This window comes from Allomuricauda sp. CAU 1633, from assembly GCF_017313225.1.
In the GTDB taxonomy this organism is placed as follows: domain Bacteria; phylum Bacteroidota; class Bacteroidia; order Flavobacteriales; family Flavobacteriaceae; genus Flagellimonas.
Genome location: NZ_JAFLNE010000001.1, coordinates 981,763 through 996,409, shown reverse-complemented (window position 1 = coordinate 996,409; position 14,647 = coordinate 981,763). Strand labels below are relative to the sequence as shown.

The window sequence follows — 14,647 nt, the reverse complement described above, 5'->3', positions numbered from 1 at the left end:
AGGACCTATTTTATGGATTTTACCGAAATCATCTTTTCCTTATCCGTAACCTGATTTAGCTTGGTTTGCAAAGGTCTCCCCAAACCATTCCAAGCCACGGTCATTGTATCATCCTGCTCCAAAACTATTTGGTTTCCGAAGCTAAAGGCATCTGCTCCAAAAAAGTGAACATGGGCCTGAAAGGGAATCCGATGCGAAGCGTATTTAAAATGATGATATTCCAGATTCTCCAAACTATGGCACATGTTGGTGCCGCCAGTTTTTATAGGGGATTGCCATAGGATTTTTTCATTTCTGATAATACTTACTTCCCCGGTATATTCGGAAAAATCAGCATCTATCACAATTTCTGGTCCGATAGCACACTGCCGTATCTTGGAAGGTGCCAAGTACAAATAGTTCTTTTTTTCCATAACATGATCGGAGAACTCATTTGCAACACTTAGTCCAATTCTCCAAGGCCGTCCGTTTTTATCCACGACATAGATACCCGCTAATTCGGGTTCTTCCCCTCCATCATCAGCATAGGCTGGAATCTCAAGGGAATCGCCATGGCCTTTTAATACGGTTCCATTGCCTTTGTAGAACCATTCGGGCTGAACCCCAATCTCACCTTTTTTAGGGAAGCCGCCTTGAACCCCCCATTCATAAATCTTGATACTGTCCGTTGGAGTTGTTTTTTCCGATTGATGCATCATCTGTCGGTTCAATGCACTGTTATGGTGTGTAAGTCCAGTTCCAGAGACCATACATTTCAAAGGGTCTTCGGGGTGATCAAACGAGGGAAGTAATTTCCAATCGCTGTTTCCCTTATAAATGGAATCATAATCCAACGTATCATTGGACAATTTGGACTGAACAATGGATTGTATGGAGTCTTCATTTTCAATAGCGGTCAAGGCCAAATCATACACAGAGGTAAATCCATCAATCAAAACAAGATTGGGTTCTTTTACCATGGCTATGGCCCTACCATTTTTCGGATGCTGAAGCTGCACCAGATGTAATTTATTCGAGGTCATTTAATTTTTCAGTTTTAGTTTAGTTCGGCCAACTTATTGCGCTATCCAGCCACCATCTATTGAGAATCCTGCCCCTGTAACAAATCCAGAGGCGGGACTTGCGAGGTATAGTGCCAACGGACCAATTTCATGGGGTTCTGCCCATCTTCCCATTGGTATTTTGGAAATAAATTCCTTGTATTTTTCGGGATTTTCCAGCAATGGTAGATTCAATTCAGTGGCAAATGGACCAGGCAAAATGGCATTGACCGTTACGCCTTCTTTGGCAAGTTCTATACCCAAACTTCGCGTTAGCTGCAAAATAGCTCCCTTGCTAGTGGCGTAAGGGGTCCTTTCTGGAATTGCAGTCAAGGATAGCATGGATCCAATGTTGATGATTCTGCCATAGCCATGCTTTTTCATTATGGGCACGACTTCTCGACATGCCAGCCATGATCCTGTGACATTTACCTCTTGCACCTTATTAAATTCCGCAACAGAGAGTTCATCAATTTTTCCCCGAATATTGATTCCTGCTGAATTAACAAGAATATCTATACTGCCGAAATGCTCAGCTGTTTTTGAAACGGTTTCCTTGACATTTTCTTCATTAGTTACATCGCAACTGTGAACCATACATTCCGACCCGTACTGTTTCTTTATTTCATCCGCTGCATTACGATTGGTTTCATTATCACGTGCAGCAATGGATATGTTGGCTCCCATCTCGGCAAATGCCTTGGCGATGGCTAGGCCCAATCCCCTATTTCCTCCAACAATTAAAGCAGTTTTTCCTTGTAAGTTAAGTTGTTCAATAATGCTGTTCTTCATCTATGTTCTTTTATTCAATGATATTAAAGTGCGTTAAATCTTCAGTTTTTAGCGTTAGTCCGAGTCCAGGTTTATGGTCATCCAGTTGAAGTTGTCCATTTTCCGCGATGGCCTCCCCATCAAAAATGTACCAAAAGAGTTCATTTCCGACTTCGATTTCCGTTTTTGGAAAATATTCTGCCATTGGGGATGCAAAAGAGCTCATCACCACATGTAGATTGTGCATTTGTCCTCCATGCGGTATGATTTCCACACCATGACATTGGGCCATGTTACAGATTTTCAAGGCTTCGGTAAATCCTCCTACCCTATTGGTATCAAATTGAAAAATGTCCAATGCATTCGCCTGAAGAAGGTCGTGGAAGCCAAACCTTGTATATTCGTGTTCCCCACCTGAAAGTGGTATTGTTGTCTCTTTTTTTAGTTTGGAGAAATTATGGATTTCATCGGGCAACAGTAACTCTTCCACCCATCTTAAATTATAGGGTTCCAACAGCTTAAGAAAGCGTCTGGCATAGGCATAGTTAAATCCCATATAGGCCTCGAGCATAATATCCACATCATCCCCAACAACCTCTCTGACCACTTTTACCATTTCCACGTTCTTTTTCATGCCCTGGATTCCATCCCGTAGCGGATAACCGCAGCGAAGCTTCATTCCTGTAAAACCCTCTGCTTTATAATGTTCCGCTTCTTTCCTGAGACTGTCAAGGTCGCGTGTGTACAATCTGCTGTAATAGGTAGGGATGATTTCCTTGGTCCTTCCTCCCATCAACATAAATATGGGCTGTTTCATGGCTTTTCCCTTAATGTCCCAGAGTGCAATGTCCACAGCACTTATGGCGGCCAGTACAGCTCCTTTTCGTCCATAGGCCACGGAAGACCGATACATTTTTTCAAAAAGATACTCTGTATTCAATGGGTTTTCCCCAATGAGCAATGGAGTCAGTTTGGCATCGACGACCAACTTGGCAACGTCCGGGGACAAACCGGCATTTCCCAAACCAACTATGCCATCATCAGTTTCAACCTCAACCACTAGCCAACTGAAAAATCGGAATGGTGCCTGCGAATCCTTCTGGAATGGCAATGGGCTGAGTGGTGTGGCGAAAATAGTATCACTGGTCTTTACGGGTCCTGTCCATTGGTACAGCTTTGCCCGTATGTTCTTAATTTTCATTTATGTGTTATTTGGTTTTATAAAGTTTGGACTGGCATTTAATGTAACATTATGTTGCTTCCTTACCATGTAAACTGGAGTAGGGAAACACCCTGCCTTGGCAATTCCATTTCTACCGTTGTGGTACTTTCGGTGATGGTCATATAGGTGGGTGATGTCAACATTTTCAACTGACCTGCCTTTTCAAGTTCTTTGATCTGTTCTGGCGAGGGGTTTTGCGGAGAGCCCATTGCTTTCCAAACCTCATAGGAATTGCTGTTCTCATTGTCGATTCTGTAATGGTGCAACAAAACTCTTCCTTTTGGCAACCCTTTTACGTTTACTTTTACGTTGGCAGGCACTCCTTCAATATTGTCATCGTGATAGTTCCAAACCATGATGGCCGCTGTTCCATCATCTTTACTTGCAATGGCATTCACATCGGTTTTAGCTCCCCGAACACTATTATTGGTGATTTCTTGATAGTCATAGGCTAAATCTCCATTTACGGCGACCCTATTTCCCGTCATCATACCAAACATTCTAAACACATTCAACACAGGCTTATCAACCCCATTGGTGGCCATATCCCTAAAACCAGCATACCATGCTTGATCCTCAAACTCAAATCCCCAGGTTACCGCACCTAAAAGATTAACACCATGATGGTCTGCCAAATCGTATTTTCTAGCAAACGAGGCAGCTGTGTAGCTTGAGTACATGGTACCATTTCTATAGGCATTGTGAGGATAGTCTCCCTCTGAGCATGCCGCACAACCTTCTGGATCGGACTCTCCAATAACAATGGGCAAATCCTTAAACTGTGGATAAGAGGCTACAATTTCAAAACCTTTATCAATGTCCTGCAATTGACTGGACATATTCATTTGGACTATGCCGTTGACCACTTTTGGGCTTCCCTTAGCATGAAAGGTGATAAAATCCAATGGGGAACCTGTTTCTCCTGTGGCATAATTTTTTCCATTTGCTACGTGGTCTAAAAATTCCCTCATGAACTCCTCGGACACATCCCAAGCTGGCCCTGTAACTTCGGGTCCACCCATTTTTGCGGTTGGAAGTGCTCTTTTTACCGCATCTGCGGTGTAATCGTAAAGTTTGATATATTCTTTGGTAGTACCTCTCCAATATCCAATATTGGGCTCATTCCATAGCTCCCAGTACCAGCTTTCCACTTCCTCTTTACCGTAACGCTCCACAGAATGCAAAACCCATTGATAGACCAATTCGGCCCATTTTTTATAATTCTTTGGTGGATAGGCCCATCCGGTGAAAATATCATCATATTTGGCCCCAGGCTTCCAGAAGTGTCTGTAAGGTTCTGGCTTTTTCGACAAAGCTTTGGGCATAAATCCAATCTGGGCCATGGGTTTCATACCCCTTTCCACATAGGTGTCAAAAATCTTATCAATGATGGTCCAGTCATAAATTGGATTTCCCTTTGCATCTTCTGTATAGGCATTTGTGGAACCCCATTTCAAGGCTGCTCTTGGTCCATCATCGGTCACCAATAAGCTATGTGCGCGAACATACACTGGTGTGGCACTCAAATTGGATATCTCCGTAAGCAGTTTGGTCCCATCCTTCATATAGGTATAATTGGGCTCATCATAGCCCCACCAGGCCCAAATGGGTTTCATCTCTCCTTTTTCTTGGGTGAGGTCCACGTCAATGGAAACCATGTCCCCAGTTTGCGCATGAACAAATTTCATATTGGACATACTAAAAAGGAAAAATAGTATCCAAATCATTGTAGGCCTTAAACCCAATGGTCTAACTTCAAAATTTCTGTATTGCATTTTCACTTTAGTTTTATTGTATTGATTTATGTTGATTCTAATTCTGTAATTCACATAAGTTAGTTAATATCCAGGATTTTGCACCAGATTTTCGTTCACACTGGTCTGGGTAGACGGGATAGGGAACAACTTATGTTTTTCCTCCGCTGCACTTGCCCCATTGGCTTGCGCATGGCTTATTAACCTATCATGTCTGAGCAAGTCGTATCTAAAATGCCCCTCACCTGCAAACTCCCTTGCATATTCATCAAGGACAGCATCCCTGAATTGGCCTTGGGACAGCCCCGAAAGGTCCGGGTAGGTACTTTCTGGTTGCTCCGAAGTCGTACCGACCGCACGGGCTCGTCGTCTTACACTGTTAATGGCATTGTAAGCCTCTGCCGAAGGTCCACCATTTGCCTCGTTGAGCGCCTCAGCATAGATTAAAAGCACATCTGAATATCTTATAATCGGAAAATTGACACCTTCCCTTAAGGTTCCCGAAGAGAAGTTGATCCTATGGTATTTCAACAAAAAGGGCGCATACATTTGCACGGTATCCATAACAAGGTTGGCCTCACTTACACTATTTAAATAGTAGTATGGCATTTTTTCCCGCATGGTCCACCATTTTCTGTAGGTATCTGGTGTAGCATTAAAGAAGTCCTGATCGGCTTGATAAATTACCACATCTTTCAGTGAATGAAATATCACACTTCGTCCATCAGACAGATTCTGGGCAGGTGGTCCTGCCAAATAAATAAATCTAGTTTGATAAATCTGTGAGTTTTCATTGCCTGTTCCTCCAGCCTGAATGGAAAATATCTGCTCACTTCCATTTTGGGTATCAGGATTAAAGGTGTTTTCATAATTGGCCTGCAGGGCAAATTGGTTCATATCAATCACCTTTTTTGCTTCTTGGGCCGCTGCTTGCCAGTTGCGTTGTTGAAGATAAACCTTTGCCAACAAAGCGGTTGCAGATGCGTAGCTTGCCTTACCAAGTGCATGTTCGGATGCATTGAAAGGAGACAAAGCCGATTGGGCATCCTGCAAATCTGAAATTATTTGTGCATACACCTCCTCCTGCGAGTTTCTGGGAATATCGGCCAAACTAAGATCTGAAGTTCCGTTGGTATAAATGGGAACACCTCCAAATAATTTTACCAAATCAAAATAGATAAAGGCTCGCATGAACTTTGCCTGACCTATAATGTTTGATTTGGCACTTTCTGAGATACTGGAACCTTCCACCTTATCAATGAGCGTATTGGCTCGGTTCAGTGCGCCAAAATTACTGTTCCACTCTGTACTAAACTCCAATGCATCGGCCGTCCATGTATAAGTATTCCATTCATTATCAACCCCAGACCTATCACCCGATCCATTTGCTGAACCACCACCTTTTAGGGTAAACGCGGTAACATCGCCGAGTGTGGTCCATATTCCATCCCTATAGATGTCGCCTCCCAAAAAGATGCTGTAGACGCCATTCAGTGCCAATTGGGCCTGGTCTTCAGTGGTATAAAACTCACTTACGTTTACTTGACTGTAAACATTTTCCTCTAAATCTGAGCAATTGGTAAGGCATAAGGCCATAAGCATAACCAAAATCCAGCTTTTGTATTTTTTATGTATTGAGAACTTTATCATGATTCCTATTTTTTTGAATTCTCTATGTTTAAAATTTTAATGAAAGACTTAGTCGATATGTTCTTGATGGAGGATATCCAAATCTGTCCATCCCTCTGGTCATGTTACTGTTACCATAAGAGTTCACTTCTGGGTCGTAACCAGAGTATTTTGTGAAAACAGCAAGGTTGTCCACTCCCAAAGAAAAATGGGCACTTTGTAGCGGTCTGCCAAATAGGCTAACATCTATGGGCAGTTTGTAACCCAGGGTAACATTCTGTATCCGTAAGAATGATCCATCTTCAACCAATTCGGACATTACCCGTGTTGGATTGGAGCCTCTTGCAGAGTTATATCTACCATCTAGATTTGATTCACTCCATCTATCCAGACGCTTTGCCGAAACACCCAATCCATCCCAAGCAGTTTGCTGTACAGAAAGATTTAAAATTTCGTTCCCTTGCTCACCATACATAAAAATGTGGAGGCTTAAATTTTTGTAGCTCAAATCATTGGTGAAGCCATAGGAAAAATCAGGGTTGGGATTTCCCAAAAAGACATCATCGTTTTCGGTATCGTAGGTTCCGTCACCATTCACGTCCTTATAGCGTATATCACCCGGTCTTGCTGATGGCATTGTTCCTACTGCATCAATTTCTTCCTGTGATTGCCATATACCTTCATAGACAGACCCATAAAATTGACCTATGGAGCGACCTTCTTCCAACCTAACCGTGTGTTTTCCGTGTGGGGTCACGTTTCCACCGCCTACCCATCCTGCGTTGATGAACGGGGCACCTCCCAGGGACAGAATCTCATTTCTATTGAACGCGATATTGAAGTTGGATGTCCAACTAAACTCGCCTTCAAAATTTACAGTGTTCAATCCAAGCTCCACCCCTTTGTTCAGCATAGCTCCGGTATTTTTAAGTACGCTCCCAAACCCTGCCTGGGTAGGTATTGGCACACTCAATAAAAGGTCGGTGGTCTTTTTGTAGTAATAATCAATTGACATTCCTAGACGCCCCCTAAAGAGACCAACATCCAATCCAGCATTATACTCGCTGGTTTTTTCCCAACTTAGATCGGGGTTTGGAATGTTGTTTGGAAACGCAATGGGAAAACTGGAGGTTCCATAAATATAGGATGACCTTCTACCGTAAGAGGTTCCCAAGAGAGATAATGACCTATACGATCCTATATCCTCATTACCTGTTTGACCGTAACTTGCTCTCAACTTTAATTGACTGAATACATCCAGGTCGCTGATGAACTTTTCGTCCGCAATGGACCACCCTGCCGAAACTGATGGGAAATATCCATATTTGTTGTTGGCACCGAACTTGGACGACCCATCTGCCCGAATGGAAGCTGCAAGAAAATATTTATCGAACAGGGTATAGTTGACCCGCGCCAAGTAAGAAACCAAAGTCCATTCCGATTTGTTACTTCCCGGGGCTTGAATATTACTTCCCAGTCCTAAATTGTTGTATTGAAAATTATCCATGGGATATCCATGTGAAGCCGCCGTAAAATCTTCTGAAAGATTTCTTTGATACGTATATCCCCCCAATATGGTCAACCGGTGATTGTCGTTAATCGTAGGTGAATATGTTAGGATATTGGACTGACTGATATTGATGTTCCTTGCAGAGGACTGTCGTGCTTTTCCACTAGCTCCCCCAGAGGCTTCCGAACCAATAGGAAAGTATTCATGGTACCTCCATTCATTGATGTCAAACCCAAATTTTAGGTTTAAACTAAGGCTTTTTCTAATTTGATAGTCTGCAAATACATTACCAATAACACGTGTTGTATTTTCAATTTGTTTATAATTATCCGTCATGGTCAATGGGTTTTCACGCCCACCTCCCAAGGGATATGCAGCCAGCAAAGTGGGATCACCATTCTCATCGCGTGCCGGAATTGTTGGTGGGGCCTCATATAAGGCATCGATTACGTTGGAAACACCTTCATACCCTTTTGTGTCAGTTGGCACTATTTTGTTTTCAGAAATCGTGAACATAAGGCTTTCCCCTACTTTTAAACGCTCACCCAATTGGGTATCAACATTAATAGTGGTTCCATATCTGTTGAAATGAGATCCCTTAATGATTCCTTCCTGCTGGGTTACGTTTTGAGATAGCAGATATCTTGTTTTATCATTACCCCCGGAAAATGAGACTTTGTAATTTCTTTGAAGTGCAGTCCTGAAAATTTCGTCCTGCCAATCAGTACCATCGCCAATTTGCTCAATATCTTGACTGGAATACACAGGTTCTTGGCCCATAAGAATTGCCCTTTCATTGGCCTGTTCCGCCCATTGGCGTCCGTTCAAAAAAGGAAGTTTGTTGCTCAACTCGGCTATCCCCGATGAAATCTCGATATCCATATTCTGTTGATTGTACTGCCCTCTCCTAGTGGTGATGAGCACCACTCCATTTGCGGCCCGTGAACCATAAATAGCGGATGCAGAGGCATCTTTCAGGATTTGGATCGAGGCAATATCCGAAGGATCTATGGAGTTAAGCGGGTTTGGAGGTGCACCGTACGTTCCTGCGTCGCCGCTTCTTCCCGTATCCAAGTTTGTAGAAATTGGCATTCCGTCTATTACGTATAATGGTGTTCCACCTGCAGATAATGAGGCCGTACCCCGGATTCTTACCGAAATACCCCCTCCTGGTGCATTGGAGTTATTTCTAACTTGGACCCCAGCTACCTTACCCTTAAGGGCCTCATCCGGTCTTTTAATGGAACTTTTCTCCAAATCATCATCGGATATAGAGCTAATAGCACCTGTTACATCCCTTCTTTGTTGTGTTCCATAACCGATAACAAGAACCTCATCCAGGGCCTGCGCATCTTCTGACATTTGGAAATTCAACGTGGTGGAACTACCAACAACCTGCTCAATCTTTTGCATACCCACATAAGAAATTACCAAAACAGAGGAAGAAGAACTTACAGCTATACTGAAAGCCCCGTTAAAATCTGTCATAGTACCATTGGTAGTGCCCTTTTCCAAAACAGTGGCACCGGCAAGCGGTTCGCCTGATGTATCGGTCACTATACCTGTAATGGTTAATTGATCTCTGTGGACTGTACTTGTCAAATTCAAGAAATGCACATCCCTTTCTACTTTTTTTCCAAAAATCAGATTGGAGTCCTTACCTCCCATCTCGAGTTTCATACCCATGGCAATACCATCCGTCTGGAATAGACCGGACAAAAGCAGAAAAATCAGAATTTTCGGAGTTAATGATTGTTTTTTCATCTATGCTTTTATTTGTTTGGTTAATTATTTAGGTGCAAAAACAGCTTCTGGAATTTTGTCTGGGTAATTCATTTTATCAATTTGACAAAAAAGACATCCACAATTTTATGATTTGACTATTTTGACCTATCTAAAAGCAATAGTACATATTTTTTTTTAATATTCAACAATGTTGAATTAAATTATTTTTAAGTTTCATAATATTACGCATTTATGAAACCGATTGCGTCACTACAGTTGCTTACCATACATCTATAATCAAGAAATTAAGTTTGTTAAGTGCTATTTACAAGGTATTTGAATGAAGAAGGGAAATGTTAAGGAAATAAGTCAAGCACACTAAAACAAACCTTAGAGCGTTCCTCTTTTAGTAAACTAATTTCAAACCATGAAACTTAGTTTATTAAATTTCTAATATTTAAATTCATATATTGAGCCCTTGAAAAGCACTGAGAATACGTAATGAACTTCGTTTTCCAAGGTTACGTGGAAATAAAACATCAGGTGCTACATTGGTTTAATAAAATATCGATTGCCGTTGATGCAATCATCCCATCTAAATGAAAGATTCAATTAAACAGAGTATTGTTGGATTAAACATTAAACAACTTCGAATTTCCCAAAAAAGAACAATACAGGATTTGGCCGATCAATGTGAGATGTCCAAAAGCATGATTTCAAAAATTGAAAACAACAAAGCCCTTCCATCAATTGCTGCATTGGTTAAAATTGCAAGCGTCCTTGGTGTAAAGGTTAGCGACTTAATGGAATCCGACACTTTGATCAGTTCTGAAATGACATTGGCCTCCGAGGTTGAAGGAAACCTTACCAAAACCAACAAAGGCTACAGCATTTTCCCCTTTGCTCCTAAAGTACATCAGAAAAAAATGCAACCCTTTATATTCACTGCTGTAAAGGGCGAGGTGAAAAAGCACTCCTTAACCCATGACGGAGAAGAATTTCTTTATGTTCTGGAAGGATCCCTTAAAATAAAGGTTGGCCGTATTGAATATTTGCTACACGAAGGCGATAGTATTTACTTTAGTTCCCTTGAGCCACATGGTATTATTCCTGAGTCAGATTTTGTAAAGTATCTGGACATTTTTGTCTAATCTTCTTCACCCCTTCCAAAGACTAAAAATCTAACATCCGGTGATGCCTTTGCGGCCACTGCACTACATTTGGTGTTGATTTAAGGATCATGTCTTAGGTTTATCCTGAGCGAAGCCGAAGGGAGTCCAGTCCCCTCTACAAGTAAAGAGTTAACAGCAATGTCAGCTCTTTTTTATGCCCTCAATCTCAGAACTACCATACTTTCCTTCTTGTACCGGGTTTTTCAATTACTATTTATCCCTATAAGATCATATACCCAACTTTGGTGAGGTATCTCTATCCGCACAATTCTGTGTGAGGTAATATCCACAAACAATTTTTGTACCGCCACACCCCCTTGTAATTGAAGTATGGCACAGGTAAACATTCCCAAGCTAGAACTAATTTCTGTTTGCCCCAATGGAGTAGCCGTTATACTCCTGAATTGTAAATCCGTTGGATTGAACTGCCTATAGGTAATTATAGAATCTGATTCATGGATAAGTCTAGGCAGTACAAACAAACTTTGGAATCGCTCTATATGATTTTCGCCACTATCCGTTATCAGCGAATCCAAAGTGTTGTATTTTATTGCAATAGCTCCGCCTTCCAACCATTTCCCATTAAAATTGAGGGTGTTTTCGCCAAATTTCATAAACAGTTCAGCCTCGACCATTTCTGCTGAATCAAGATTGAATGTACTGCTGAGTTTTTCGTAAATGTTTATGCCGTTGTACACCGCTTCCACTTCTTCCCCAGCCATCAATGTATCTCCATCCAAACGATATTCTAAAGCGGTATATCCTGCAGAATCTTTTTCGTGCGACATTATATAAAGTAGCTTTTCGGTTTTGACCCTGTTTCTAATCTTTTCAGGGTTCAACAACGGAGTCTGGGCAAAAGCCATGGAAGCATTCAGTGAAAGAAGTATGCTGATTGTAATTAACTTAAAATTCATAACCAACCTATTAATTTAAAATATCCCAAAAATGTATTCACAAGATTTGGTCAGAATGCTAAAGCTCCTGAAAAAGAATCAATTCTCTATTTGGATTCCATGAATCCGAAGAAAAAATGAGAACCCTATCCTCTCCTGATTCCATAAATCAGGAAGGAATAATTGCCCTTTTTTGCTAATCTCGTTATTCAAGCCATCAATCAAAAAACTAGTAGATAACAATGGAGTTAAACGTCAACAATCAAAAGTACTCATTTGAAGCCGAAGAGAACATGCCCCTCCTGTGGGTATTGCGTGATCTTTTGGAACTTACAGGAACCAAATATTCTTGTGGAATTGGCCAATGTGGGGCCTGTACAGTTTTGGTAAATGGGCAAGCTGCTCGCTCTTGCAGTATTCCAGTGAGTGCTGCATTGGATAAGAATATAACCACCATAGAAGACTCCAACTCAAATAGCCTCCTGCAGGCCCTTAAAGACTCATGGATACAAAACGATACCCCACAGTGCGGTTATTGCCAAAGCGGCCAGATTATGAATGCCTTGGCACTATTGAGTCAAAATCCCAACCCAACAGACGAAGAAATTAAAATGGGCATGCGCGGGAACATTTGTCGTTGCGGAACCTATCCAAGAATCAAAAAATCCATTGAGCAAGTTATTGAAACGAACAGCAAACTATGAAAAGGAGACATTTTTTTAAAACCTCCACTCTGGCCAGTGGAGGATTCTTGATCAGTGCATATTTACCGTTCTCTTGCAATGAGCAAGTTTTGGAAACCGAAAGCTGGGAACCCAACTTTTATGTAAGGATAGACCCTGACAACACCATAACTTTTATCTGTTCCAGAACCGAACTGGGTCAAGGCACCTCTGTGGGATTGGCCATGATCGTTGCGGATGAACTGGGAATGGATTTTGAAAATCTCAAAACTGAGTTTGCCGATGGTGCCATTGAACGTTATGGCGACCTTCAGGATACCGGCGGCAGTAACGGGTTACGAATGCTATGGGAACCATTGCGAAAGGCTATTGCCACAGCAAGGGAAATTTTTATAGTTGCTGCTGCTCAAAAATGGCAGTTGGATCCTTCAGATTGTTTTAGCGAAAATGGTTTTGTGTACCATAATTCCAGCGAAAGAAAAGCGTCTTATGCGAGCCTGATTACCTTGGCCAAGGATCTTCCAGCGCCTTTCGATATAAAATTAAAGGATCCTTCTGACTACAAGTACATTGGAAAGCGGCTTATTGGGGAAAGAACCCGAATCATTGCCGAGGGCAAAAATCCATATAGCATCAATGTGAAATTGCCCAATATGCTATATGCTGCAGTTGCTCGTTGTCCAACTTGGAATGGAAACCTCATCGATTTTGACGATTCCAAGGCTCGCTCTTTTCCAGGGGTAGTAGATGTAATTGAAGTTACTGCTGTTGAGATACAGCCCGATGATTTCAAAGGCGGGGTAAGATCTGGGGTAGCAGTTTTGGCCAGCAATACATGGGCCGCCTTGGAAGCCAAAAAGTTACTCGAAATACAATGGGATTTGGGCAATCTTTCAAGAAAATCCGATACGGACGTTAAAGAGGAACTTTTGGCCCAGCTAGAGGAACCCAGAACTGTAACACCGGAAAAAAGAGATATCCATAATCTGTTCAACAGATACAGCAAGGGCCATGAAGCCACTTATTTCTCTGCCTATCAAACCACCACGTGCATGGAACCCCTCAATGCAACCGCCTACCACATGGGTCATAAAATTGAAATTTGGGTAGGAAGTCAAGCCCCCGGAATGTTCCGTGAACGTATCTCTGAATTGACGGGCCTTCCTGAAGCGGCCATCACCATACATAATTTACCTTCAGGTGGTGGATTTGGCCGTCGCTTCCATGCTGATTATGTGGAAGAAGCCGTGTTGATTTCGGAAAAGGTGCGAAAACCAGTTAAACTCACCTGGTCTAGGGAAGATACCATTACCACTTCCAAATACCACCCCTATTGCGTAGATCATTGGGAGGCTGCTTTTAATCCTACAGGAGAGGTGATGGCCATTGCCTATAAAGGCACTATTGGAAGTACCAATGCTTATAGGCCGAATCCTTATGCCCTGCCCATGGTGCATTACAATTATGTGGCAGAAAAGGGGGATCGTTTGTTACCACGGGCTTCTTGGCGTAGTGTATTTGCCCATCCCTGGGCTTTGGGCCTTGAATGCTTTATTGATGAGTTGGCTCATCTGGCCAAAAAGGACCCTATTGCCTATCGTATTGAACTCTTGGACAAAGCAGAGGTGGTTGAACAGGTTATGGAACCCTGGGTAGGGGATAATCTTTACCCGAAAAAACTCAAGGAAACGCTTGAAATAGTCCGGGAAAAATCAAATTGGGGCCAGGTGTCCGAAGGAATTTTTCAAGGAGTTTCCGGTATAAGTTATAACACTTCCTATTGTTCCCAGGTGATTGACCTTTCGGTAGAAGATGGAAAAGTAAAAGTCCATAAGGTGACCGCTGTCTTAAATTGTGGTCGGGTCATTAATCCCAGTCAGGTGGAGTCTCAGATTGCAGGCGGTATTATCTGGGGGCTTTCAGCGGCGCTCAAGACCCAACTGACCGTTGTTGATGGCCAGGTTCAGCAAACCAATTTTGATTCGTATGATTTGCTACGCATGAATGAAACACCAGAGATTGAGGTGCACCTAGTGGACAGCAATGATGAACCTTCTGGAGCCGGAGAACCCGGGGTGCCCGGAGTAGCTCCCGCACTATTAAACGCAATTTTTGCGGCTACTGGCGAAAGAATACGGCAAATTCCTATTGTAAAAAGCAGCACCTATTCCATTGCATAAAATCGAATTCCAAGTCTATTCGAGAGGGGTTGACAAATTCTTGTGGTTTTTTACCTCACACCCGA

At 42.2% G+C, this 14,647-nt stretch carries 10 protein-coding genes; 3 read left to right on the top strand and 7 right to left on the bottom strand.

The window, feature by feature from the left end:
* Positions 1-5 precede the first annotated feature (5 nt).
* The 6 genes from araD1 to J0X14_RS04345 all read right to left on the bottom strand — a co-directional run bounded on the left by araD1 (position 6) and on the right by J0X14_RS04345 (position 9,690).
* Positions 6-1,022, bottom strand: coding sequence for an AraD1 family protein (gene araD1, locus J0X14_RS04370; RefSeq protein WP_207096525.1), 1,017 nt, complete (start codon positions 1,020-1,022; stop codon positions 6-8).
* 33 nt (positions 1,023-1,055) lie between these two features.
* Positions 1,056-1,832 carry an SDR family NAD(P)-dependent oxidoreductase gene (locus tag J0X14_RS04365; protein ID WP_207096524.1) on the bottom strand — a complete coding sequence of 259 codons (777 nt, stop codon included), beginning with the start codon at positions 1,830-1,832 and terminating at the stop codon, positions 1,056-1,058.
* Between the two features lie 10 nt (positions 1,833-1,842).
* The gene (locus tag J0X14_RS04360) at positions 1,843-3,012 is read right to left on the bottom strand and encodes an enolase C-terminal domain-like protein (protein ID WP_207096523.1); all 1,170 of its coding nucleotides are present in this window, start codon (positions 3,010-3,012) and stop codon (positions 1,843-1,845) included.
* A 62-nt stretch (positions 3,013-3,074) separates the two neighbouring features.
* Positions 3,075-4,721, bottom strand: a complete 1,647-nt coding sequence (locus J0X14_RS04355) for a GH39 family glycosyl hydrolase (protein WP_242527909.1) — start codon at positions 4,719-4,721, stop codon at positions 3,075-3,077.
* A gap of 150 nt (positions 4,722-4,871) precedes the next feature.
* Positions 4,872-6,437 (bottom strand): RagB/SusD family nutrient uptake outer membrane protein, encoded by a 1,566-nt coding sequence (locus J0X14_RS04350; protein WP_207096522.1) that lies wholly within the window; start codon positions 6,435-6,437, stop codon positions 4,872-4,874.
* 28 nt (positions 6,438-6,465) lie between these two features.
* Positions 6,466-9,690 carry a SusC/RagA family TonB-linked outer membrane protein gene (locus J0X14_RS04345; protein ID WP_207096521.1) on the bottom strand — a complete coding sequence of 1,075 codons (3,225 nt, stop codon included), beginning with the start codon at positions 9,688-9,690 and terminating at the stop codon, positions 6,466-6,468.
* Positions 9,691-10,250: 560 nt separating this feature from the next.
* On the opposite strand from J0X14_RS04345, the gene J0X14_RS04340 reads away from it, so the two are divergent.
* Complete coding sequence (locus J0X14_RS04340; protein WP_207096520.1) at positions 10,251-10,802, top strand: helix-turn-helix domain-containing protein; 552 nt, start codon at positions 10,251-10,253, stop codon at positions 10,800-10,802.
* Positions 10,803-11,026: 224 nt separating this feature from the next.
* Here J0X14_RS04340 and J0X14_RS04335 read toward each other — a convergent pair whose 3' ends face one another.
* Positions 11,027-11,740 (bottom strand): hypothetical protein, encoded by a 714-nt coding sequence (locus J0X14_RS04335; RefSeq protein ID WP_207096519.1) that lies wholly within the window; start codon positions 11,738-11,740, stop codon positions 11,027-11,029.
* A 221-nt stretch (positions 11,741-11,961) separates the two neighbouring features.
* On the opposite strand from J0X14_RS04335, the gene J0X14_RS04330 reads away from it, so the two are divergent.
* Complete coding sequence (locus tag J0X14_RS04330; RefSeq protein ID WP_207096518.1) at positions 11,962-12,423, top strand: (2Fe-2S)-binding protein; 462 nt, start codon at positions 11,962-11,964, stop codon at positions 12,421-12,423.
* Positions 12,420-14,582 carry a xanthine dehydrogenase family protein molybdopterin-binding subunit gene (locus J0X14_RS04325; protein ID WP_207096517.1) on the top strand — a complete coding sequence of 721 codons (2,163 nt, stop codon included), beginning with the start codon at positions 12,420-12,422 and terminating at the stop codon, positions 14,580-14,582. The genes J0X14_RS04330 and J0X14_RS04325 overlap by 4 nt, the downstream gene beginning before the upstream one ends.
* The last annotated feature ends 65 nt before the right edge of the window (positions 14,583-14,647 follow it).